The sequence below is a fragment of the Paenibacillus athensensis genome (genome assembly GCF_004514475.2).
In the GTDB taxonomy this organism is placed as follows: Bacteria; Bacillota; Bacilli; order Paenibacillales; family NBRC-103111; genus Paenibacillus_AL; species Paenibacillus_AL athensensis.
Genome location: NZ_MYFO02000002.1, coordinates 470,607 through 493,717, shown reverse-complemented (window position 1 = coordinate 493,717; position 23,111 = coordinate 470,607). Strand labels below are relative to the sequence as shown.

20 protein-coding genes are annotated in these 23,111 nt (G+C 58.1%); 2 read left to right on the top strand and 18 right to left on the bottom strand.

What is annotated here, in order from left to right; genetic code table 11:
• Position 1: 1 nt before the first annotated feature.
• The 5 genes from B5M42_RS06150 to B5M42_RS06130 form a co-directional block, all read right to left on the bottom strand.
• Positions 2-694, bottom strand: a complete 693-nt coding sequence (locus tag B5M42_RS06150) for a peptidoglycan recognition protein family protein (RefSeq protein ID WP_134752048.1) — start codon at positions 692-694, stop codon at positions 2-4.
• Between the two features lie 166 nt (positions 695-860).
• The gene (locus B5M42_RS06145) at positions 861-1,133 is read right to left on the bottom strand and encodes a hypothetical protein (protein ID WP_134752046.1); all 273 of its coding nucleotides are present in this window, start codon (positions 1,131-1,133) and stop codon (positions 861-863) included.
• 496 nt (positions 1,134-1,629) lie between these two features.
• Positions 1,630-3,111: an MFS transporter gene (locus B5M42_RS06140; RefSeq protein WP_167689810.1), complete on the bottom strand. Its 1,482-nt coding sequence runs from the start codon at positions 3,109-3,111 to the stop codon at positions 1,630-1,632.
• A gap of 119 nt (positions 3,112-3,230) precedes the next feature.
• Positions 3,231-3,710, bottom strand: coding sequence for a MerR family transcriptional regulator (locus B5M42_RS06135; RefSeq protein ID WP_134752042.1), 480 nt, complete (start codon positions 3,708-3,710; stop codon positions 3,231-3,233).
• 277 nt (positions 3,711-3,987) lie between these two features.
• Positions 3,988-4,821: an SDR family oxidoreductase gene (locus B5M42_RS06130; protein WP_134752040.1), complete on the bottom strand. Its 834-nt coding sequence runs from the start codon at positions 4,819-4,821 to the stop codon at positions 3,988-3,990.
• 94 nt (positions 4,822-4,915) lie between these two features.
• Here B5M42_RS06130 and B5M42_RS06125 point away from each other — a divergent pair, with 94 nt between their 5' ends.
• Positions 4,916-5,326: a MerR family transcriptional regulator gene (locus tag B5M42_RS06125; RefSeq protein ID WP_134752038.1), complete on the top strand. Its 411-nt coding sequence runs from the start codon at positions 4,916-4,918 to the stop codon at positions 5,324-5,326.
• 84 nt (positions 5,327-5,410) lie between these two features.
• Positions 5,411-5,893, top strand: coding sequence for a MerR family transcriptional regulator (locus B5M42_RS06120; RefSeq protein ID WP_134752036.1), 483 nt, complete (start codon positions 5,411-5,413; stop codon positions 5,891-5,893).
• Between the two features lie 108 nt (positions 5,894-6,001).
• On the opposite strand, the gene B5M42_RS06115 is transcribed toward B5M42_RS06120, so the two are convergent.
• From B5M42_RS06115 to B5M42_RS06055, 13 genes are all read right to left on the bottom strand, one after another.
• Complete coding sequence (locus B5M42_RS06115; protein WP_230632729.1) at positions 6,002-7,135, bottom strand: ATP-binding protein; 1,134 nt, start codon at positions 7,133-7,135, stop codon at positions 6,002-6,004.
• Positions 7,136-7,148: 13 nt separating this feature from the next.
• Positions 7,149-7,736 (bottom strand): chemotaxis protein CheB, encoded by a 588-nt coding sequence (locus B5M42_RS06110; RefSeq protein WP_134752034.1) that lies wholly within the window; start codon positions 7,734-7,736, stop codon positions 7,149-7,151.
• A 20-nt stretch (positions 7,737-7,756) separates the two neighbouring features.
• Positions 7,757-8,593: a CheR family methyltransferase gene (locus tag B5M42_RS06105; RefSeq protein WP_134752032.1), complete on the bottom strand. Its 837-nt coding sequence runs from the start codon at positions 8,591-8,593 to the stop codon at positions 7,757-7,759.
• 3 nt (positions 8,594-8,596) lie between these two features.
• Positions 8,597-12,829, bottom strand: a complete 4,233-nt coding sequence (locus tag B5M42_RS06100; protein ID WP_134752030.1) for a response regulator — start codon at positions 12,827-12,829, stop codon at positions 8,597-8,599.
• 264 nt (positions 12,830-13,093) lie between these two features.
• Positions 13,094-15,118, bottom strand: a complete 2,025-nt coding sequence (locus B5M42_RS06095) for a methyl-accepting chemotaxis protein (RefSeq protein ID WP_167689807.1) — start codon at positions 15,116-15,118, stop codon at positions 13,094-13,096.
• A gap of 206 nt (positions 15,119-15,324) precedes the next feature.
• On the bottom strand, positions 15,325-15,780 hold the full coding sequence (locus B5M42_RS06090) for a MarR family winged helix-turn-helix transcriptional regulator (RefSeq protein ID WP_167689805.1): 456 nt from the start codon (positions 15,778-15,780) through the stop codon (positions 15,325-15,327).
• A gap of 26 nt (positions 15,781-15,806) precedes the next feature.
• The gene (locus B5M42_RS06085) at positions 15,807-17,051 is read right to left on the bottom strand and encodes an MFS transporter (protein WP_230632727.1); all 1,245 of its coding nucleotides are present in this window, start codon (positions 17,049-17,051) and stop codon (positions 15,807-15,809) included.
• A 50-nt stretch (positions 17,052-17,101) separates the two neighbouring features.
• A complete protein-coding gene (locus B5M42_RS06080; RefSeq protein WP_134752022.1) occupies positions 17,102-17,926 on the bottom strand; it encodes a dienelactone hydrolase family protein in 825 nt (274 codons plus the stop codon).
• Positions 17,927-18,074: 148 nt separating this feature from the next.
• Positions 18,075-19,418 carry an LLM class flavin-dependent oxidoreductase gene (locus tag B5M42_RS06075; RefSeq protein WP_134752020.1) on the bottom strand — a complete coding sequence of 448 codons (1,344 nt, stop codon included), beginning with the start codon at positions 19,416-19,418 and terminating at the stop codon, positions 18,075-18,077.
• A 530-nt stretch (positions 19,419-19,948) separates the two neighbouring features.
• The gene (locus B5M42_RS06070) at positions 19,949-20,347 is read right to left on the bottom strand and encodes an SRPBCC family protein (RefSeq protein ID WP_134752018.1); all 399 of its coding nucleotides are present in this window, start codon (positions 20,345-20,347) and stop codon (positions 19,949-19,951) included.
• Complete coding sequence (locus B5M42_RS06065; RefSeq protein WP_134752016.1) at positions 20,344-20,673, bottom strand: ArsR/SmtB family transcription factor; 330 nt, start codon at positions 20,671-20,673, stop codon at positions 20,344-20,346. Before B5M42_RS06065 ends, B5M42_RS06070 begins: the two co-directional genes overlap by 4 nt.
• Before the next feature lie 447 nt (positions 20,674-21,120).
• Positions 21,121-21,999 carry a sugar phosphate isomerase/epimerase family protein gene (locus B5M42_RS06060; RefSeq protein WP_134752014.1) on the bottom strand — a complete coding sequence of 293 codons (879 nt, stop codon included), beginning with the start codon at positions 21,997-21,999 and terminating at the stop codon, positions 21,121-21,123.
• Complete coding sequence (locus B5M42_RS06055) at positions 21,996-22,967, bottom strand: DUF6005 family protein (protein WP_230632760.1); 972 nt, start codon at positions 22,965-22,967, stop codon at positions 21,996-21,998. The genes B5M42_RS06060 and B5M42_RS06055 overlap by 4 nt, the downstream gene beginning before the upstream one ends.
• Positions 22,968-23,111: the final 144 nt, after the last annotated feature.

Here is a 23,111-nt window from a genome sequence, read left to right as displayed (position 1 = left end):
ATTATTCCGGCTGCTGCCCCGACGCCTTGCGCAGCTCATTGGCCAGACGGTGGAACTCGTCTTTGGCTTCCTTGGAAGCGGTGGCGTTGTAGGCCGCAGCCAAAAATGCGATGATCGTGTTGGCGTCCTTCGCGCTTAACATGATCTCATCTCCTCCCGTAATCGCTTCATGATGCCGCCCGACGGCAGCGAGCACGTCCGTCCACGTCTTGCCCCACTGGGCCAAATACGCAATTGGGTCCTCGTGATTGGTTCCGCCCAAATACCGCGAGACCTGATCGTGCGACCACAGCGTCCCGCTACCGTCGGATTTGGCGGCGATGACCGGCAGGCTGCGCTGAGTCAAAAAATATGCGGCGCGCTGGCACCAGCGATCAAAGGAACGGTTGAACTGCTCGCTCGTTTGCGCCGAGCACAGCTCCAGATGAATGAACCGCGGATTCGCTTTGGCTCCCGCTCCGTAAGCGATGTAATTCGGATCGGCGACTTGAATAATCTCATTCGGATCGATAAATTCGTGAACGAACGCATTCTCGAATGTCGTTGCTTCATAGGCCCGTTCGCTGCGCGCCGTATCGTTCGGATTCGCCGTTTGGTGCATGACAACGCCTTCCCATTGTCCCACTCCGCGGCGGTATGGGATGCGCGGCAAGCCCGGAATCCAGTCGACAATGACGCTATACAAGCTGACCAATGCCTTCACCTCCCGCGGAAATCATCGCCCCGGATGTTACGGGTACAGTATCCTATGCGCGCTGAGCTTCCAAGGTGAGCCCCGGCCAAGCCGACAAAGAAAAAAACCTTCAAGCGCCGGCATGGCGTTCGAAGGTTAATCAGGACGATGGATGCGTTGTGGCGCATCACATCGAGGTTCGCGTATAGGACGAATACGAGTAGTCGCGAATCGTGCGAATGACGCGCAGCGAAATGATCGGCGTCGTGGTCGGGTCTTTCGGCTTAAACATCATGCTAACGAAATCCTTGATCTCCACATCAAGCCCGGTTTGCATGAATGCATCGACAAAGTCGCCGATGGTCGGTTTCTTGCCTTTGTCGCTATAAATTAGAAATTCGCGGTTTTTGGTACCGAAGCGGTCCGTCGTTTCGACGGTGGAAAAATATCTGTCTTTCATCCGGCAGCTCCTCCTGCTTTCCAAAACTGTGAGTCATCTGTGCAAGCTCAGGAATCGTTACTTCTTATTGTAGGGCAAGGTGGAGGAAAAATCCAGACATAAATTAGTTCAAAAGTACTTATTCTCAATGTAATATTTGGAAAAATCATATTGTTAGCGTTTCCACAACCTACCAACGATCTGGTTTTAACTGGTTAATTTTACTTATTTGCTTGAGGAATGCTTGGCGTCGAATTACAGCTCGGCCGTTGAATTCCCCAACCATAACAACAACAGTCGCCCGGCAAGCCCGCCCGATGTCATACCAAAGCCCTAATCGCGCTCCAATAAAATCCAACCAGGATGACACGATCAAGGCCAACAAGCCGGACAACAGCAGCCTAGCGAATCCTCTATAACAAAAAAGCCCGCTCGCCGACGAGAGGCCGGAGAGAAGGCTTGCTTACTTGAATCGCAGATAACCGGATTAGCTTGCGGGGAGCAATGCAGCCAGCGATTACGGCTTGACGGCAGACGACGCGCCGGAGCTGCTCGCAGACGTGCTGCTGCTCGTGCGGAAGTATGACAGGAGCGTAGCAATCAGCATCAGCGCCGCCATCAGCCAGAATACGAGATGCAGACCGTGAATAAAACCGTCGAGCGCCCCGCCTCCGCCGTCCATGCCAACCTTGGTGCCGGAGAAAATCGCCAGCATCGCTTCATGCGGAATCGTGTTCGTAATAATCGGCATCGAGAAGGCAATGCTCAGCATCATGCCCATATTGATCGTCAACGAGCGGATGCCGGACGCTTCGCCGCGGTATTTGGGTCCGGCCGCGTTCATGACGCTGCTCGTATTCGGCGAGTTGAACAGGCCCGAGCCGATGCTGATCAGACTCATCCATAACGCCAGCTGCCAATACGGCGTATGCAAACCCGTGTCCAGCGCCAGCCCGATCAAGCCGAGCATGCTGATCAACAGCCCCAGCGTCGCCGGCATGCGCTCGCCCCAGCGGTCGCCTAACCAGCCGGCCAAGGGCGAAACCACAAGCATCCCGACCGCCAGCGGAATCGTCAGAATGCCGGCTTCCAGCGCATCGTAATACAATGCGCCCTGGAAATAAAAGATGAGCATGAACATGACAGCCATCCGCGCCACGCCGTTGAGCGTTGCCGAGACCATGCCGAGCGAAAACGTCCGGTTAACAAACAGCGGCAGATGGAGAATGGCCGCGGGATGCTTTTTCTCAATGGAAAGAAAAATCGGGAACGCGATCAGGAACAAGATGCCGGATACCCAGACAATCGGCGAAGCCCAGCTCTGAATGGGCCCCCAGGTCAGCGCTAGCAGCAGGCCGGTCACGCTCACGACGTAGGTCAAGAGGCCCCAGCCGTCGGTTTGCTTGGTTTTGACATGCTGCACGCCCTTGCCGTCGGAGAAACCCATCGCCCAAATGCCCCAGAGGACAGCCACGATGCCAAACGGCACGTTAAACCAGAAGGTCCATTCCCAGCCAAACGCCGTCGTCAGCCAGCCGCCCAGCACCGGACCGATAATTTGTCCGACCGCCACGACCATGATGTTGACGCCAAGCGCGCGGCCAAGCTCTTTGGCAGGGAAGGCGTCGGCGACAATCGCCGTGCTGTTGGCCATCACCATCGCGCCGCCAATGCCCTGGAGCACGCGGGCGATGATCAGAACGGTGGCGTTTGAAGAAAAGCCCGCCGCCAGTGAAATAAGCGTAAACAGGATCATGCCCCAAATGTAAAGCCGATTGCGGCCGAAGCGGTCAGCCAAGCTGCCGGCCATTAAAACGACGACCGTCTGCGCGACCATGTAAGACAGCATGACCCACATCGCCTGCAGCACTGTCGCATGCAAGCCCTGAATCAAATCGGGCAACGCAATAATCAGCGTGCTGAAGTTCAGCGCCGACAACAGCGAGCCGAGACTTGTAACCGATAAAATCCACCATTTTCTATTGTCATTCTCATTCATCTTGTGTTCTCCTTCTTTCTGTCCGATCTGTGAATCATCCGCGAACGCAAGGTCCCGCGGCGGCATAACCTGCAGCTTGGCATTTGCCGGGCAGGAAGGCCGTATACTGGCAAGTCGGGTTAGTCTTCACGAAGCTGCTCCTGAGTCTGACGCTGCTGCTCCTGTTGTTGTTCCTGCTCCTGCCGGCGGCGGTTCACGTTGTCGAGCCGGTCGCGAAAGCTTGCGCGCAGCTTGGATAGCCGTTCCATTTTCTCGTCAATCGACACGACCAGCGAGGTCAGCAGCTCCGCTCCCTGCTGCAAAATGCGCTGCTTATCCGCTCCGGACACGTCTTCTCCCCGGTATTGTGCCCGCAGCTGCTCCAGATTCTCTTCAGCGGCCAGGATCGCCGAAATGTCTTGCAGCGAAGCGCCCAAAGCCGTTTTGATCCGTAAAATGTGCTCCAGCCGCTCCAGCGCAGCCTGATCGTACATCCGATGTCCGCCGGCCGTGCGCGCCGCAGGCGGAATAAGGCCAATTTCCTCATAGTAGTGGAGCGTGCGCGAAGTGATTTGCAGCTTTGCCGTCACGTCTTCTACGGTGTATAGAACCGGAGTCATCGAACTGCCTCCCTTCTTCATGTTTTTGCAATCTCTAATATGTAGTTTACGTGAACGTTAGGTTTAGCGCAAGACATAGGGAGCCCGATTTGCTGGCAAATTCAGCCGTTTTCAAGGCTCAGCCCTCAAATGCCCGACACACGGCGCTTGCGCTCCCTATTTGACCCTAAGCGGATTTTTGCCGAAAAAAAAGACCGAAAGCACGTTAAGCTTCCGATCTGCCAGACAATCTGATTGTCTTCCCTTCGCTGCGGCTGGCCGCCTGCCTTGGATCTCCTCATGGCCTGAAGTAATGGTCTTGCTCCAACTCGGCAATCAGCCCCGGAAGCTCCGGCTGCCAGTTCAATAGCCGCTGGACAACCTCGCCGGATTTCGGGATATCGGCTCCGGCCAACAGGCCGAGAAAGCCAAAATGCTCCTGCGCATCTTCGCGGGCTAGGCTGACGACCGGCAAATTCAGCTTGCGGCCGATGAGGCCGGCAATGTCGCGAAACGGCACGCCTTTGTCGCCGACGCCTTGCAGCCGCGAGCCGGCCGGAGCCGCTTCGAGCGCCAGCCGGAACAGCCGGGCTGCGTCCAGCAGATGGATGGCCGGCCAGCGATTGCTGCCGTCGCCGACGTAGGCCGAGACGCCCTTTGCGCGGGCAATGGCGATCAGCTGTGGCACCATGCCGTGCCGGTCGCACTCGCTGTGTACGGACGGCGGAAGCTCTACAATGGCGCTGCGCACCCCCCGATCGGCCAAGGCAAGCGCAGCGTCGTCCGAAGCTTTCCCGTTAAAGTGCGCGGTAACGATCAACGGCTTGCCCGACCCGATCATTGCTGCGCCCAGCGCCTCGACAGCGCGCAAATCGGCAGCGAGCGAGCCGCTGAAGTCGGTAAAATCATGCTTGAACGCCAGATGAATGACGCCATCGGCAGCCGCCGCTCCGCCGCGCAAGCTATCGAGATCGTCAAGCGTGCCGCAGTGTGCCTCGGCGCCCGCCTCCACCAGCCTGGCAGCCCCCTCCTTCGTTCGGGCCAAGCCCAGCACTTGATGGCCGGCTGCGATCAAATCCATCACAACCGCAGTTCCGACATAACCTGTTGCTCCGGTTACAAAAACGCGCATCCTGATTCCTCCTTCATAATCGTTGAAACTTGAACACTTGCAGTATAAACTGTAGAGTTAACTCTAAGGCAAGTCGTTACAAGGGGGAGTTCCGATGAAAATTCAGGAGTTGGCTCAACGAGCGGGTTTGTCCGTACATACGATCCGTTATTATGAGAAGGAGGGCTTGCTGAACAGCCGGCACGTGCAGCGGGACAACAACAACTATCGCAGCTATACGACCGAAGCTCACGAACGGCTGAAGCTTATCAAGAAGTTTCAAGGCATCGGCTGCAGCTTGACCGAACTGAAGGACGTGCTGAAGGATCATGACGAGCAGACGCGCAGCAATGAGGAAATCATTGCGTGGATTCGCCGCAAAATCGGCGAAATCGAACGCAAGAAAGCAGAATATGATCACATGCTGGGCACGCTCAACTGGATGCTGACTTACCGCCAGAGGTTGATCGACGACCCGGAACAAGCCCGCGAGATGCTCGCGAGCCTGACAGAAACGCACCGATAAAGCCGCATCTGGCAACGAACCGGATGTGACCATTCATCTAGCCTAGCCGGCCAAGCGAGACCGGCGTGAAAACAGGAGATACGTATGAAATCGACATGGAAGGTTGGAGAAATCGCCAGGCTGGCGGGCCTGACGATCCGCACGCTGCGCTATTACGACCAGATCGGCTTATTTTCGCCGAGCGGATATACGGATTCCGGGCATCGGCAGTATACGGAAGCGGACCTGCCGCGGCTGCAGCAGATTATGTCGCTCAAGGAGCTGGGCCTGTCGCTGGAGGAGATCAAGAGCGTCCTGACCGGCGACCGCTACAGTCTGCTGGACATCGTCACGATGCAAATAGGCCGCTTGCGGCAAACGATCGGCACCCAGCAAAAGCTGCTGCGCGAGCTGGAGGGCGTTTCGCGGCAGATGAGACGGCAGCAGCCGGTCGCCGCGCAGGACTTCACGAAGCTGCTGACGACGATGCGGCAAAGCCATGAAGCCGTTATCGTCGAAAAACGCGCGAGCTGGAACGCCCATCTCGACCGGCTCGGCGGATTGCTGGATGGAGAACCCGAGAAGTGATCCCCGCGCAGGCCACGGGCAGCGCTCATACGCCAGACGCGCCGTCAGCTCCGCAAGCTTGCGGACCGTGGTACGGCCGACACCGCGCTCCATGTATCGTGCGCACGGCTAGGCCTGCAGCATCGGCAGCGTCACACGCACAGTTGTGCCGACATTCGGCTCGCTCTCCACGGATATGGAGCCGCGATGCAGATCGATGATCCGCTGCACCGTAGCCAGCCCCAGCCCCGTACCCTCGTAGCCGCGCGCCGCATCCAGCCGCTTGAACGGGCTGAAAATCGTCGGAATGTCCTCTTGCTTCATGCCGATGCCGTTGTCGGCAATCGCAATGACGCAGGAGCCGCCGGCCGAACCGCCGCTATACGCAATGCGCACCAGCGGCTCGCGCTCCTTGTGGCGGTATTTGACGGCGTTGCCGATCAGGTTCTGAAACAGCTGGTAAACCAGGGTGCGGTCGGCCTGCACAATCGGCAGCTCGCCCAGCAGCTGCACCTGTCCGCCGTTCATGGCAATCCGCCCCGCTAAATCGGCGGTGACCTCCCGCACAACAGCATTCAAATCAACCTCGATGAAATGCGCCGGTTGAGCGTTTAACTGGGCATAGGTCAACAGATCCGTGATGATCCGGTTCATCCGCCCGGTTGCGCCGACGATATGCTGCATACATTCCTTGCCCTTCTCGCTCATCCCTTCGCTGTGCCTCGCCAGCACAAGCTCGCTCAAGCCGGCAATGACATTAAGCGGGTTTTTCAAATCGTGCGAAGCCACGCTCGCAAACTGCTGCAAGCTGTCATTGCTGCGGCGCAGCTCGGCCTGCATGGCTTCCAGCTCGCGCTTTTTGGCATTCAGCTCCAGAAAGACCTTCACCTTGCTCAGCAAAATGTCCACATCGACAGGCTTGAACAAATAATCGACTGCGCCGCTTTCATAGCCCTTGAAGACGCTTTTGTCCTCTTTATTGATCGCCGTGACGAAAATGATCGGAATTTGCTTCGTTTCCTCCATATCGCGCAGCAGCTCGGCCAGCTCAAAGCCGTCCATTTCCGGCATATTCACATCCAGCAAAATCAACGCAAAATCATGCCGAAGCGTATACGATAACGCATCGTTGCCCGAATGGGCCATATAAATATCGCAATCGAGCGACTTTAAAATCTGCTCCATTGCAAACAGATTTTCCTTGCGGTCGTCGACAACCAAAATTTTCGTTCGCTGCCAATCCTTCGGGTTTACGCCGCTCACCCCATATTCCTCCTTAGTCGCCTGTTCGGCCCGTTCCTTCCACCAGCGCCCGCAACAAAGCCCCGATCTCTGCCAGCGGCAAAATATGATCGACCGGCCCCGCCGCAATGGCTGCGCGCGGCATCGTATCGAACTCCGCGCTCGCCGGTTCCTGTACAATACCCAGTCCCCCACAGCGCTTGATCGCTTGCAGTCCTGCGCTGCCGTCGCGATTCGCGCCAGTCAGCACGACGCCAATGCAGCGCTGCTCATAGACGCGGGCCGCGCTTTCGAACAGCACGTCAATCGACGGGCGCGAATAGTTGACCCGCGCATCGACGGAAAGCCCGAACGAGCGGTCTTCTTCAATCAGCAAATGATAGCCGGCGGGAGCCAGATACGCCCGACCGGGGAGCAGCGCTTCCTTGTCAACGGCTTCCTTCACCGTCAACGCGCAGCGCTCGTTTAAATATTCGGCCAGAAAGCCGTCGCTTCCTGCATGCATATGCTGAACAACGGCGACCGGCAGCGGATACGCCGCGGGCAGCGCGCCAAGCAGCGTCCCCAGCGCCCGCAGGCCTCCGGCCGATACGCCGATCACCACGGCTTCATACGTTCCCATGCGGCTCGATTCGCTCCTTTTCAACCTTGCAGCTGCAGCTGCTTACGGAAAATCCGCCATTTGGCGGAAATTGGCTCATAATGATCGCGGGTATCGGAAAATTCAATGGACTCTTTGCTGCCGAGGCACAAAAAGCCGCGATGCACCAGACTGCTGTCGAACAGCTGCAGCACTTGATCCTGCAGATGACGGTCAAAATAGATCAGCACATTGCGGCACAAGATGAGGTGCATATCGCCGAAGGCGTGATCCGTGACCAGATTGTGCGCGGAGAAGACGATGTTCTTTTTCAAATCCTCGTTCATCTTCGCCATTTGATATTTCGCAAAATAATAGTCGGAAAAGGCGGCTTTGCCGCCGCTTTTGATATAGTTGCCCGCATAGGTGCGCATATGCTCCAGCGAATAGATGCCGGCCTCGGCCTTTTGCAGAGACTCCTGATTGATGTCAGTGGCGTAAATCTGCACACGGTTGTAGAAGCCTTCCTCCTTGAGCATGATCGCCATCGAATATACCTCTTCGCCCGTTGCGCAGCCGGCATGCCAAATCTTCACAAACGGATACGTCTTCAGCAGCGGAATCACCTTCCTGCGCAGCTCCTGAAAAAACTCCGGATCGCGGAACATTTCCGTCACCGTCACGGACATATCGAGCAGCATCCGGTTCACGAACGCTTCGTCGTGCAGCACGCGCGGAATCAGCTCGGCGAGATTGGCTGCGCCTGCCTTTTCCCGGCTGTTATGCAGTCGGCGCAGCAGCGACGAACGGGCATAATGCCGGAAGTCGTATCCGTATTTGCGATAGAGCGCCTCCAGCAGCAAATCGACTTCAATCGTTTCGGTTTGTTTGCCTGTCATCGGTTATCTGAACAGCCACACGCGAATTAATGACAGCAGCTTGTCGGTATCGACCGGCTTGGTCATGTAATCGTTGGCGCCTCCTTCTATGCTTTTTTCCCGGTCGCCAGCCATCGCCTTGGCCGTCAGGGCAATGATCGGCAGCTTGTCAAAGCGCGGATTGCGCCGAATGTGCCGCATCGCCTCATAGCCGTCCATCACCGGCATCATGATATCCATGATCACCAGCTCGATGCCTGCTTCTTTGTCCAGCTTTTCCAGAGCGAGCTGGCCGTTGTCGGCCATCACGACCTCCAGACCGTGCTGGCGCAGCACCTTGGACAACGCGAACGTATTGCGCAAATCGTCGTCGACGAGCAAAATTTTGCGACCCTTCAGCGTTTCGTCGGAATCGTGCACCATGCGGATCATGTCGACCTGCTCCGGCGGCAGCAGCTTCTGCACGCTGTGCAGGAACAAGGTGACCTCGTCCAGCAGCCGCTCCGGCGAGTTGACGCCCTTGATCACGATGCTGTCGGTAAAGCGGTTCAATTGTTTATACTCCGCTTCGCTCAGCTCCATGCCTGTATTGATAATAATCGGCGGGACCGGCTTGCCGCTTTCGTCGACCATGCGCTGGAGCATATCGAAGCCGGTCATATCCGGCAAGGTCAAGTCAAGAATGACGCAATCGTAGTCGTGGAGCTTGAGCAGCTCCAGCCCTTCTCCGGCGGTGTAGGCGCCGTGAATTTCGATTTTCTTATGCTTGAGCAGCTCGACGATCGCTTTCTGGTTGCGCGCATCGTCTTCCACGACCAGCACCTGCTTGATCCGCTCGTTCAGCACGTGCTCGATCCGCGTATAGACGACTTCCAGCTCGTCTTCGGTCACCGGCTTGGGCAGGAAGCCAACCGCGCCCTTCTTGAGCGAGGAAGCCGCGCCGTCGTCGCGCCCGGAAATAATATGCACCGGAATGTGGCGGGTTTCGCCGTCGAATTTCAAATGATCGAGCACCTTGAGCCCGCTCATGTCCGGCAGCCCGAGATCAAGCAGAATCGCGCCCGGCACGTAGCGCTTGGCCAATTGCAGCGCCGTAAAGCCGTCGCCGGCCGCCAGGCACTTGAAGCCCTTCTTGCGCGACAGATCCATCAGCACCTTCGCGAAGCGGGCGTCATCCTCGATGATCAGGATGACCTTGTCGCCGTCCTGCGGCGACAGTCCCTCGCGGTCGTCCGGAATGAACGACCGCAACTGCCCCTGCGGCGGCGCTTCCTCCGCCGCTTCCGCGGCCGGCGCGGCGGCTGAAGCCGCCTGAGCCGGCCCAGCGGGCGCCGACGGCAACGCCGGCGCCCCCGGCACGGCTGCGGCTGCGCCAGAGGCGGCGGCGGTTTCCCGCGCCGCTGCCGCTGCAGCCGCAGCCGGAGCGGCGAAATCGGCTTCGCCGGCCGCTCCGGCCTCTACGCTCGACAAGTAGAGCGTGAAGGTGCTGCCCTCGCCCTGCGTGCTGGCGAGGGTGATTTCGCCGCCGAGCAGCTTCGCCAGCTCGCGGGAAATCGTCAGGCCCAGGCCCGTGCCGCCATACTTGCGGCTGGTGGAGCCGTCGGCCTGCTGGAACGCCTCGAAGATCGCGCGCTGCTTCTCCGGCGGAATGCCGATGCCCGTATCGGTGACGGCCATGGCAAGAACCTCACCCGGATGTAAAGCAGGATGGCTCAGCTGCACGTCCCGGCCCGGGACATAAAAGCGCACCGACACCGAGCCTTTCGGCGTGAATTTAAAGGCGTTGGACAGCAAATTTTTGAGAATTTGCTCCACGCGCAACGCGTCGGTCACAATCGTCTCCGGCACGCCCGGGTCGCAGGTCAGATTCAGCTGCAGCTTCCGTTCCTTGGCCACAGGAGCAAATTGAATCTGCAGGTTGCGCAGAATCGATTCCAGCCGCGCCGGCTCGCGATGAATGCTCAGCTTGCCCGCCTCGACCTTGGACAGATCGAGAATATCGTTGATCAGCGTCAGCAGGTCCAGACCGCCGCTGTAGATGACGCCGGCCGCTTCGACCTGGTCCTCGGTCAAATTGCCCTCGTCGTTGCCGGCGAGCGATTTGGCGAGAATCAGCAGGCTGTTCAGCGGCGTGCGCAGCTCATGCGACATATTGGCCAGAAATTCCGACTTGTAGCGGCTGGCCAGCTCCAGCTCCTGCGCTTTAAGCTCCAGCTCCTGCTTCGAACGGGCAATCTGGCCATTTTGCTGCTCGATATCGCTTTTTTGCAGCTCCAGATATTTTGTTTTTTCCTCCAGCTCCTCGTTGATCGCTTGCAGCTCTTCACTTTGGATGGTCAGCTTTTCCTCGGAGGTCCGCAGCATGTTCGTCTGCTCCTCCAGCTCCTCGTTGGCCGTGCGCAGCTCCTCCTGCTGGGTTTGCAGCTCTTCGGCCAGCTCCTGCGATTCGCGCAGCAGCTCCTCGGTACGCTGGCGACCGCGCACGCTGTTAATCACGACGCCCATCGTCGCCGACAGCTGCTCGAGCAAATCCATCTGAATCTCCGTGAACGGCTGGAACGAAGCGAGCTCGATGACAGCCAGCGTTTCATCTTCAAACAAAATCGGCAACGCCACAATCGTCAGCGGCTCACCTTCGCCGAGACCGGAAGTGATCTGAATGTAATTAGCCGGTGCGTTCGTCAGTTGAATCGGCTTTTTCTCCAGCGCGCATTGGCCGATCAGCCCTTCGCCGAGCTGGAAGCGGTTATTCAAATGCTTGCGGCGCGAATACGCGTATGTGCCGAGCAGCACGAATTCCGCATCCCGCTGCTCGACGAGCCGGCGGTCCTCTTTGACGTAAATCGCTCCTTGTCCGACGCCAAGCAGCCCGGAGATTTCCGAGATCAGCATCGAGACGAGCTGCTGCACGCTGCCCACGCCTTGCGACAGGCCGGTTAGACGGGCAAGCTGCGTTTTGAGCCAATTTTGCCGCTCGTTCTCCGCCTTCGTGTCCTTGAGCGAGGTTAGCATCCCCGCCAGCGCAAAGCTCAATCGGTCGCGCTCGGAGCGCGGCACAATCGTCAGCTCGTATTCGCCCTGCGAAATCCGGTCGGCTTGAATAATGACATCGCGGAAGCTGGCCACCATCTGGTTGAATGCCTCGGCCAAATCGCCGAATTCGTCGCGGCTGACGACATCGGCTTGCGCATGGGTCTCCCCTTCCAGAATCAGCTGCGTCGACTGCTTGAGCAGGCGAAGCTGACGCAGCATCAGCCGCGATGTCCAGAAAATGACGCCTAGCGACAGCACCAGCACCAGCAGATTAAACAGCACAACGCTGATCAGCGATACAAGCGCTTGATGCTTGATGCCGTCAATTTGCGCCAACAAATTTTGCGAATAGTGGTCTTCGACCTGCTTGAGCAAATCGATCTTGTCCGTCACGAGCGTATACCAGACCTCGGGATCGATCTCGATTTTCTGTCCGTCCTTGCCGCTCAGCACCGTTTGCAGCATCCGGTCGGCTTCCGTTACGGACTCGCCGCGCACCGTTTTTTGATAAAACTCGATGTCCGCCGGCTGCGCATACGAAGCAAACACGTTGTAATACAGCTTTTGCTCGCTGTCCAGCACCTTCGTCTGCTCGATATCCGCCGATTCAAGGCTGCTTTTGCCGAATACGTCGCCCAGCAGCGCGCGCTCTTGGCTGACTCCCGATTTGCTGCGCGAAAAATGAATGTACGCCGAAAGCGCTCCCGAAACCTGCGGGTCATCGCTCAGCTGATTCACCACCGTCATCAGATGAAAAAATTGCGTCGTGACGCCACGGTAATACGCCATCGCCGTCGGCGTATCGGTCTGCCCTCCGTCAATCAACGCGCGCTGCGATTCCAGCTTGCCCAACTCCTTCACCGTGGCGGCGAGCTCGCTGGCGAAGCTGGCGCCGTATTGATCCGCCGGGAACGTCTGCAAGCTTGTCTTGAGCCTGGCAACCGCGGTATCGGTGAGTCCCCGCTGATCCAGCATCCGCGATTGCAGCGACGCCGTGCGCGTGCCGAAATAGCTGGACACCAGTCCGCGCTCCTTTTGAAACTCATGGACGACGCCGTTGATATCGACCGTGAAGTACACGAGCGTCTGCAAGCGGTCCATTTGCGCCAAATGCTGGCTTTTATCGACTGCGGAATTGACCGTCAAATAGATCAGGCCCAGCATCGGCAGCAAAATCATCACGATCAGCTTATTGTTAATTTTCAAGTGGTTAAACCACGACATGCGTCATTCCTCATCTCTATCGTTCTTATGTATCCGTTTCGTCGCGCGCGGCCAAATCCCTGCCTGCGGCGGCATTAACGGGCAAGTTCCCCTGACGCGACGCTGGCAGGGCGAGCGCTGCTGCAAGCGGCCAAAGATGGGTAGGGGACGACTTTACAGCAAAAAAAGCTGCCGCCGGCAGGCCGCTCCTGCCGGGCCGACAGCCCGCTGTGACATTGCTATATGCTGCCGCCGGCCGCCTGCGGCTTGCATGCAGCAAACCGGCTAGACGACAAAACGGTCGACGCCGTTTTTCAAATTGTCCATGAGTGTTTTCAGCTCGGTTGTTTGGCTCGAAACCTGCTCGAACATTTGCAGTTGGGTCTCCACGCTCGCGAGCACTTCCTGCGAGCCCGCCGCCGTCTCTTCGGTCAGCGCAGAGGCTTCTTCGATGAAACGGGTCAAATGATCCTTTTGCGTATCGAGATTTTGCGTCATGCCGCGCATGGTGGCAATCAGCTTGTTCATCGTCGACAATGACTCGGCAATATCACTGAACGCCTGCGATGTATGGCCGACAGTGTGGAACTGTCGCTCCAGCGCTTCCTGGGCATCGCTCATCACGCTTTTCGTCGTTTCGGTCGAAGTCATGACCGTGCCGAGAATGGCGCGAATGCGCTCGGACGCCTCATTCGACTGCTCCGACAGCTTGCGCACCTCCGAGGCAACGACGGAAAATCCGCGACCGTGCTCGCCGGCCCGCGCCGCTTCAATTGACGCGTTCAACGCCAGCAAACCGGTTTGCCGCGACAGTCCCTGAATCAGATCGGACATTTCCAGAATGCCGCCGATGCCTTCGATCAGCTCGTTCAGGTTGCCGGAGACGCCTTGTGCCAAATCGCTGTACCGCTGCATCCCTTCCTGAAGCGACTGCACCGCTTCCGCGCCGTTCTGCTGACGGCTGTTGATGGTCTGGTTGAGCTGCTCCAGCTCGATAGCCTGATCGTTCGTCTCGCGAATGGAATCGGCCATGCCGTGAATCGTCCGCATGCCTTCTTCCACGCCGGAGGCCTGCTTCGAGGAAGCGTCGGCAATTTCGTGAATCGCGTGGTTGATTTCGTTGGATACAGCCGTTGTCGCCAGCGCAGCCTGATGAATGTCCAGCGTATGCTGGAAGCTCGTCTGCGACGCTGTTTTGACATCGGCTACAATCGATTGCACCGTGTTCATGAAGCTGTTGAACGCTCCGGCCACCGTGCCGATTTCATCGCGCGTCTTGACCGGCAAACGACGCGTCAGATCGCCGCGCCCTTCACTGATTGTAACCATCGTCCGCTCCAGCTCCTTTAAGCGCTTGAACTGGATGTGCACAATGAAAAAGACGATGACGCCAAGCAGCACCGCAGCGGCAATAACAGCCGCCAGCATCAGCTCGAGAATGCTGGACAAGAGATTTTGCGACAAGCCCAGCACGAGCCCTTGACCGCTGGATAGCTTGGTCACATAATAGCGTACCTTGGTCTGATTATAGGTGCCGACTTCAGAAGCAATATCGGCCTGCTGCATGCCCGCAGCGATAAAGTCCTTGAGCGAGCCTGCAGACGTAAACGCGTCGTCGTTCGAAAACAGCGTCTTTCCGTCCTTGTCCACAACAGCCGAATACAGGACTTCGCTATCCAGCTTTGTATACAGCTGCTGCAAAAGCTGCTTCGCCCCGATTTGCTCCTCGAGCTGCGTCAGACGCTCGCCGTCACGGCCCACCTGAACGATGCGCTTGCTGTTCCAGCCCGTCACGCCGACATATTTATACACCTTGGGATCAATCGTACGTTGTTGCGCCGGCTGCGCGACCGCTTGGGCCGAGCCGTCCAGCAGCTTCATAAATTCGTAAGCCTGGCCTGCTTTATCGGCGCCGAAGCTGAAATCGACCTTCTCGCCGGCATTCGTCAGCGTTACCTTGCCGGTGCCGTCGGTAATCCAGATGTCATCGATACCCGAACGCTTGGCCAGGTCGGTAATCAGCGGAAACGTCAGCTTCTGCGTATCCATCACATAGGAAACAAGCTTCGCTTGCGCAAGCATCTCCCGTTCCATCACGTCTTCCGCCGTCTTGCGGGCCGTGATGGCGCTTTCCAGTCCAATACGCGCCGCTTCCACCGTAGCAAGCCCCTTCTGGTGCATGCTATCTTCTACAAAGCTATACACGAAAAAAGCAATCGCCGACATCAGCAGCGTCGTGACCAAAAGAATAGGGATAATAATTTTAAACTGGATCGACATGGCGCGTCTTGGAGTACGAGTTTTGGTCATGTGCATGAATCCGCCTTTCACGCGTAAGATAATTTCGACAGTGAGTCTATTATATGCTACCTTTTTCCCAAAGGACAATAAGCAAATGAACCTATTCCTAATGCAAAATTGTACCTGTCTGTCGAAAAAAGATCAGCAAAAAGGCATCCGGACCGCAAGGCCCGAATGCCGTATAAATAGCGTGATTGTCGCCGATCGGCGCGCTCCTAAAGCTGCGATTTGATCTTCGTCAGCAGCGAGGTGAACAGCTCCTGCTCTGCGGGCGTCAGCGCCCGCGCCACGCGTTGCACGAAGCAATCGACGTGCTGCGGGAATCCCTCCATCAGCTCGCGCGCGTCCTCGGTCGGTGCAATAATGAAGCTGCGCCGGTCATTCGGATCGAGGCTCCGTTCGATCAGGCCCTTATGCTCAAGACTGTCAAGCAGCCGGGTCAGCGTGCTGAGGCTGATCGCCGGCACTTCGTGGGCGATTTCCTTGCAGACGAGCGGTCCTTTCTGATGCAGCACAAAAAGCACGTTGAATTCGTGCCGGGGCAGCTCGGCGCTGCATGCGAAGCTGTGCTGGTACTGCTGCAGCGAATGACCCATCGCAAGCAGAAACTCGCGGATGCGGTCCGTATGCGATTGCTCCAATGCCTGATCTCGCTCTACGTCCTGTGTCATTGACCTAACCCTTTCGGATGAAGCATTCATGCTTCCAACGTACTAGAACCCGGGCCAGAAGTCAATGCCTTTTCTGCCAACTGGCGCTGCAGCAGCAGGCTGGTCGCCGCTCCAGCAGCGAGGAGCGCGAAGCCGACGGCCATGAACACCCAGCGGTTGCCGAGCCACAGCCCCAGCGAGCCGCCAAGCAACGGTCCGGCCATGCCGCCAAGCTGATTGGCACTGGAGGTCAGACCGAACATGCGGCCGCGGACCGCGCGATCTGTGTGACGGACCATCAGCGTATTTACCGTGGGAGCGATTCCGGCCATGCAAAAGCCGTAGACAAACTGCACGAGCGTAAACTGCCAGACAGCGGCCGTCCACGACTGAAGCATGACGATCAGCCCTGCTCCAAGCAGGCACAGCTGCAAAATACGTCCGCTGGGCAGGCTGGAGCCGAGGCGGCCCCACAGAGGGGAAGCGATCATCCCGGCGATGCCGACCAGCGACAGGACAAAGCCGGAGGTCAGCACCGCGCCGGTTGAGCCATGCTTCATCTCGGCGATATGCAGCGGCACAATCGGCTGCAGCGTGTTGACGCACAGCTGATACATAAACAACAGCGCCAGCATCGCCAAGATCGCCCGGCTGAACACAAAGCGCGGCTTGAGCGGCGATGCAACGGCGCTTTCAGTTTCAGCGCTTCGGGCGGGCCGGTGGGCATCCGCTGTCGGCTCGGCGCGCGGCGGCGCCTCACGGACAAACGCCGCGACGGCTGTCGTCGCCAGTACGAGCAGCACGGCGGCGGCAGCAAACGACAGCCGCATGCCGAAGCCCTCGGCAAGCAGCCCGCCGAGCAGCGGACCGAGGATGCCGCCCGACATCGTACCGGCTTGCATCATGCCGAGGCTCCAGCCCATACGCTTCTCCGGCGTGAAACTGGCGACCAGCGCCATCGACGCCGGGATAAAGCCGGCGACGAAGCCTTGGAGCAAGCGGACAGCAAGCAGCTGCCACGGACCGTGCACAACGGCAAACAGCGCATAGACGACAGATAAGCCGATGCCGGCGCGGATCACCATCCGCCGTTTGCCGAAGCGGTCGGCGAGCACGCCCCAGAAAGGCCCCATCACAGCGCCAACAAGAAACGCAGCGGACAATACCGCGCCCGACCAGACGTGGACCGCATCGCCCTGTACACCCAGATCGTACAGAAACAAGGGCAAAAAAGGGACGCACATCGTATAGCTGGCACTGCACAGCAGCGAGCCTGCCCACAAAATCCACAAGTTCCGCTTCCACGGCGTCGCGCATGCGCATGCGGCTGCCGAAGCCTCCGTCAATGGAGCGCGGCCCATAGGAAGTTCAACGTCCGCGCGTAGGCTTCACGGGCAGCTTCTGCGTTGTAGGTCGGACGCGTATCGTTGAAGAAGGCATGCTGCGCATCCGGGTAGATATGGTAACGGAACGATTTGCCCGCTGCCAGCAGCCCTGCTTCCAAAACGGGTACAGTTTCAGTGACGCGCCGGTCCGCTTCGCCGTAAATACCAAAAACCGGGCATTGAATCGCTTCGAGTTGTATGCCCTGCGGAGCTGCGCCGTAGAACGTAACCGCGCCGCTGAGGGCTGAGTCTTGAGCGGCCAGAGCAATCGCCAGCGAGCCGCCAAAGCAGAAGCCGACCGCCGCCGTCTTGCGGCCGCAGGAGGGCTCAAACGTATCGCGCAAAAATCCCGCCGTTTCCAGCGTTTGCACCGCAAATTCGCCTAAGCGCGCGCCGGTGGCGAAGATGCGACCCAACGTCGCTTCGATCCGCTCGCGCTGCTCTGGCGCGTAATGACCCGAAGCCAGCGCGCGTGCGCGACCATCGACGTCACGCCAGACCGCAGGAGGAAGCTCGTTCAGGAACGATTTCGCTTCTTCGACGCGCTCCTCCGTCAGCGCTTCCTCACGCTCGCCGTCGACCGAAAAGTAATCCGGAGCAAACGCCACATACCCGGCCGAAGCAAACCGCCGCGCCACATCCTGAATGTGGCGGTCTACGCCCCAAATTTCCTGCAGGATCAGAATAGACGGCTGCGGCTCAACAAAGCTCGCCGGCCATGCCGCATATCCTTTATAACGGCCATCATGGCCGTAACGCACCCATTCTGTTGTCAAACTCATCAGGACATTCCCTCCATTATCCAATCAGCTCTAGCCAGAAGCTACTGGCTTTATCATCGCGTATGACTATTCCAAAGGTCAAGTCCGGCCCGACGACGCGTTCACCCCTTGCAAGCGCCAATCCGGAGCTGTGCGCCGGACCGCGCTTTTATTCCGCAACAGCGGCGCGGCTGAAGCGGTTAACCGGGCGGGCCAGGCCCAGATGACCCCGCAGCGTCGAGCTGTCGTACTCCGTGCGGAATAGCCCGCGGCGTTGCAGCTCCGGCACCACTTTGTCGGCAAAGTCAATCAGGCTGCCCGGCAAATGAGGAGGCATAATATTAAAGCCGTCCGCAGCGCCGCTGGTGAACCAGGTCTCAATTAAATCGGCAACCTGCACAGCCGTCCCGGCAAATGTCAAATGCCCGCGCCCGCCGGCTGTACGCAGAATCAGTTCGCGGATTGTCAGCCGGTCGCGGCGAGCCAGATCGACGACGAGCTGAAACCGGCTTTTATTGCCGTTGATGGCCGAAATATCAGGCAACGCCTCCAGCGGCACCGGCCCGTCAAGCGGATAGTCGAACAGATCGACGCGAAGCAGCTCGGACAAACGCGCCAGTCCATATTCGGGAATGGTCAGCTCATGCAGATACGCTTCTTTTTCCTTCGCTTCCTGTTCCGTATCGGCAATAACCGGACTGATGCCGGGCAAGATGAGCAATTGCTCCGGCGAACGCCCGTAACGGGCCAGCCGGCCTTTGACATCGGCATAAAACGCCTGCGCTTCGGCCAGCGTCTGCTGTGCCGTAAAAATCGCCTCCGCCGTCTGCGCCGCAAACTCTTTGCCGTCCTCGGAAGAGCCCGCCTGCACCAGCAACGGATAACCCTGCGGCGGCCGCGGAATGTTCAGCGGACCGCGCACTGCAAACGCCGGCCCTTTATGATGAATCGGCCGCACCTTGTCCGTATCGGCGAAAATACCGGCTGGTCGATCAATCACCAGCGCATCGTCCTCCCAGCTATCCCACAGCTCGGTTACCGTCTCCACAAATTCGCGGGCTCGCTCATAACGCGCTGTATGCTCGGGATGCGCGTCGAGGCCAAAGTTTTGCGCCGTCGCGTCACCCGATGAGGTGACAATGTTCCAGCCGGCCCGGCCCTTGCTGATATGATCGAGCGAAGCAAACATTCGCGCCACATGAAATGGCTCATTGTACGTCGTCGATACCGTAGCGATCAGGCCGATACGGCTGGTCGCGGCAGCCAGGGCCGAGAGCATCGTGAACGGCTCCAATCCGGCTGAAGCCCGATATTTGACGTTGCCGAGCAGCACATAACCGTCAGCCAAAAACAGCGAATCCAGCTTGGCCCGCTCGGCGATTTGCGCAAGCTTCTGATAGTAAGCAATATCCGTCGTATGCTCCGGCTCCGTGTCGGGGTGTCTCCAGGACGCCTCATGATGTCCGGTATTCATCAAAAAGGCGTTTAAATGCAGCTTGCGTTGTGCACTCATGCTTTCAACCTCTTTCCTTCTCCTGCAAAATAGTCGCCAAACGCAAAAAGGAGACCTTACGCCCTCAAGGCGCGGTCTCCGGTCGTCCGGTCGCGGTCGGTTTATCGCGGCGCAGCGGAAATGATCTTTCACATCAATTCCGACACACCAACTATGAATTACATCGTATCAGCCGTTTGGGCGAATGTCAATGCCTGCTTGTTAAAAATTACCCTTGTTCGCTTGCCGGCCGCGACAAAACACCCGCCAACGGGAGACTCAAGCCGTTTGAATGCCGGCCCGCGGCCTGCTTTGTTCGAAGGAACGGAGAGCCTTCGATTGCCTGCTCCGGTTATCCACAGATATACTCAAAGAATCATTGTGGATAAGCATAAAAAGAACCCCGCCATCCTGCCAACAAGCCAGCAAGGATACAGGGTTCATCCTGTAGTGCGCCGCGGGCGCCGGTTGCTTTTTCCAATCAGCCGGCTCGCAGCGCATCGCGACCGTTTGTCGCGCAGGTCTTTTTTCAATGAAGATGTTCGTCGATTCTAAGCCTCCAGCAGCTTGGTCAGCTCGCCAACCATCCGCTTCCAGCCGTGCTCCGCTCCTGCGCGCGCCGGAGTTGCGCTGCTGAAACCGCTCTGCTCCATGAACAGCCGTGTCACCGCGCCTTCGTTCTTGAGCGTCCATGTCACCGTCGTATTTTCATTGCCGCTGACCCATGTATAGCTGAGTGTATGCGGCTCATCGACCACAAGCACTTCACAATCGATAATTCCGTTCCACCATCCGGTCGGCTCCGTACGGAACTGGAATTTATGTCCAACCACCGGCTTGAAGTCGTTGCTCATCACCCATTTCGCCAACATATCGGAATCGGTCAGCGCCCGCCAAACGCGTTCGACCGGGCTTGCAAATTCAAAATCGAGAGAAACCGCTTGACTCATTCTTCTTCCTCCTGCAGCAGCTGTTGTAGCAGAATAAATTTTTGCTTCCAAAACTTCTCGTAAAACGCCACCCAATCCTGAATTTCCTGAAGCGGAGCGGCATTCAGCTGGTAGCGCGTCTCGCGTCCGACCTTGCGGTCATTCACCAGACCGGCTTCCTTCAAAATCGCCAAATGCTTCGACACCGCCGTGCGCCCCATATCAAAAGGCATCAGCAGCTCATACAGCGGCAGCTCCTCGGCATCGGCCAACAGCCGGAGCAGCTTGCGCCGAGTCGGGTCAGCCACGGCCGCGTACACATCTCGAACCGGTTCTTTCGCGTTCAATGTCGCCATCTCCTTGATATCGACTGAATACGACACCTTTTGGTGTTATCCACATCGTATGATACCCGATTCCTCCTGTCAACTTTCTTTACCCGTGAAAAATAAAAAAACGCCGGCGTCGGCGGCCTGCGATTCACAAACAGACCGTTACGTCCGGTTCGCGAAAAGCAAGCCGCTGACAAAACGGCGTTGATAGGCGTAGAGAAGCCGCCGAGCAAGCGGCATTTGCAAATTCAATCGCTTGCGCATCCGCGCAGCTCGGACTTGGCGTGTGCGGGTCCGAGACCAGCGCCCGTGACAGGGCTGCAGCGCCCCTGTGAGCGCAGCTGCTTCCGTTGCGCATCTGGACGCCCGTCAGCGAGCCGAGGTTGCCGAGCGCAGGTGGACGCCAGTAACGCGACCGTCGTCGCCCGGCCTGCAACCCCGGCCGAACGTCCAAACCATTCGCTACAGCGTACCTGCCGGAGCCGGAAGCGGCCCTGCCCCCGCTGCTGCCGCCGTCGCCGAAAGCGTCTTGCGCAGCCAGCCGATTTCATCGGCCAGCACGCGGAACGGATCGGCTCCGAACCATTCCAGCGAAGCGAAATGGCGGCTGCTTCCGGCTGCAGCCAGCACGGCGCGATAATCGAGCGCTCCGTCAGCGAGCCGGACCATCCCTTCGCGGCTGCCCGAAGCGGAAAAAACATTGTGCGGCTGGAACACGTCCAATTGGGCCGCTGTAGCGATATTTTTCAGATGAAAATGCCGGACCTTGTGTTCAAGCTCGTGATAAGCAGCGACCGGATCGTCTCCTGCCTCCCACACATGCAAGAAATCCAGATTGATGGCCAGCGCCTCGTGATCGACCTCCTCCAGCAGACGCAGGGTGGAAGCGAGCCCGTCGGCGAGCGTATTCGGATGTGTTTCTACTAATATATGCGCGCCTGCGGCTTCGGCCCGCTCGCATACGGCGCGCAACCCGCGGATGTAAAGTGCTCGTTCATCAGCGGACACCGAAACGCTTGGCCGGCCTCCAGCGAAAATTCGCAGCTTGGCGACGTCCAGCGTCCGGGCGCAGTCGAGCAGACGATCCGTCTTCTCCAGCACCGTCTCCAGCGGCCGGACGCCAATGTCGATATAGTCGCTGAGCATTGAAATGACGAGGCCGCTTTGCCGGAGTATGTCCAGCTGTTCGCCGTTTTGCTCACGATTCCCGTCTTGAAGCTGACGGGCGTGGGCTCCCCACAGCTCGATGCCGTCAAATCCGTGCCGCTGGGCAAAGCCGATCAGCTCGGCAAAGGAAACGAGCTGGTGACGGAAGGAAACCGTACACAAGGAAACATTCACCGCATGCTCACCCCTGCCTGTTGCAAGATCAGCCACAGCTCCAGCTGGCGATTCAGCTCTTTTTTGAGCGCCAACTCGATAGCGTCGGCTTTGGCCAGCGTATCGGCCATTTGGCCGAGCAGCTGTTCGTCAAAGGAAGAGGCCGCGGCCATTTTCAGCGCCGTATATTGCGTTGTCGTATAGCACTGCACAAGGTCGCGGATCTGCTGCGCCCACTGTTCATACAGCTCCCGCTCGTAGCCAAGCGCATCGCTGAAAAACATCAGCGCGTAGTCATAGCTGTATTTGCGTATCGCCAGCACATTCAGCTGCTTGAGCGCTTCGCTGAGCCGGACAGGCGTCCAGCCCATCTCGGCTTGGGCAACGCGCGTTACTAGCCGCTGCAGGCAGGCCGTGAGCGGATTGGCGTCCGTGTCGAAGCTGGCGCGGTAAAACCGCTCCACCTCAGCGCACGACGGAGCCTTGACATGGAGCGCATCGAGATAGAAGCCCCCGCCAAACGCGTTGCCGTAAATCGCTTCCAGCACCTGCTCGCGTGACACGACCCCTTCCCAGCGAAAATCGGGATCGAACATGAACCAGGCATCGGCCCGCTCAGTCGGGTAAAGTATGACATAATGCGGGAACGGCTTTTGATGAAACTTGTTTTCGCGCTCCGGCATCAGCGACAGGTCGATTTGCACGACGATATGGCGGTACTCGGGACGGTTGTCCAGCAGCTCCAGCAGCGTCTGCACATTTCCTTTTTTATCCACAAGAGGATCGTACCATGTGTGCGCCTTCAACCCGAACAACGTCTCAAAATCTCGCAAATACCCGTCATACGTCGCCGAGTCCGTATAGTAGCGGATCACGCCCTCCTCGCTGATACTAAACGGCATGTCCCATACGCCAAAATAAAACGGACGGTAGTCGACATCGCTATACCGCTTGACGATTTCGCACAAGCAGCTGACGATGCAGTGCACTTTGATTTTCGGCTCCTTCCAGCCGAAGGGCAGCGGCGTTTCGCCGGAAGCCGGGGCAGGATTTGCCAGTGCGGCAGGTGCTGCGGGTGTTGCCGACGTTGCTAATGTTGCCGTCGACGCAGGAACTGCTGACTCCACAGACTC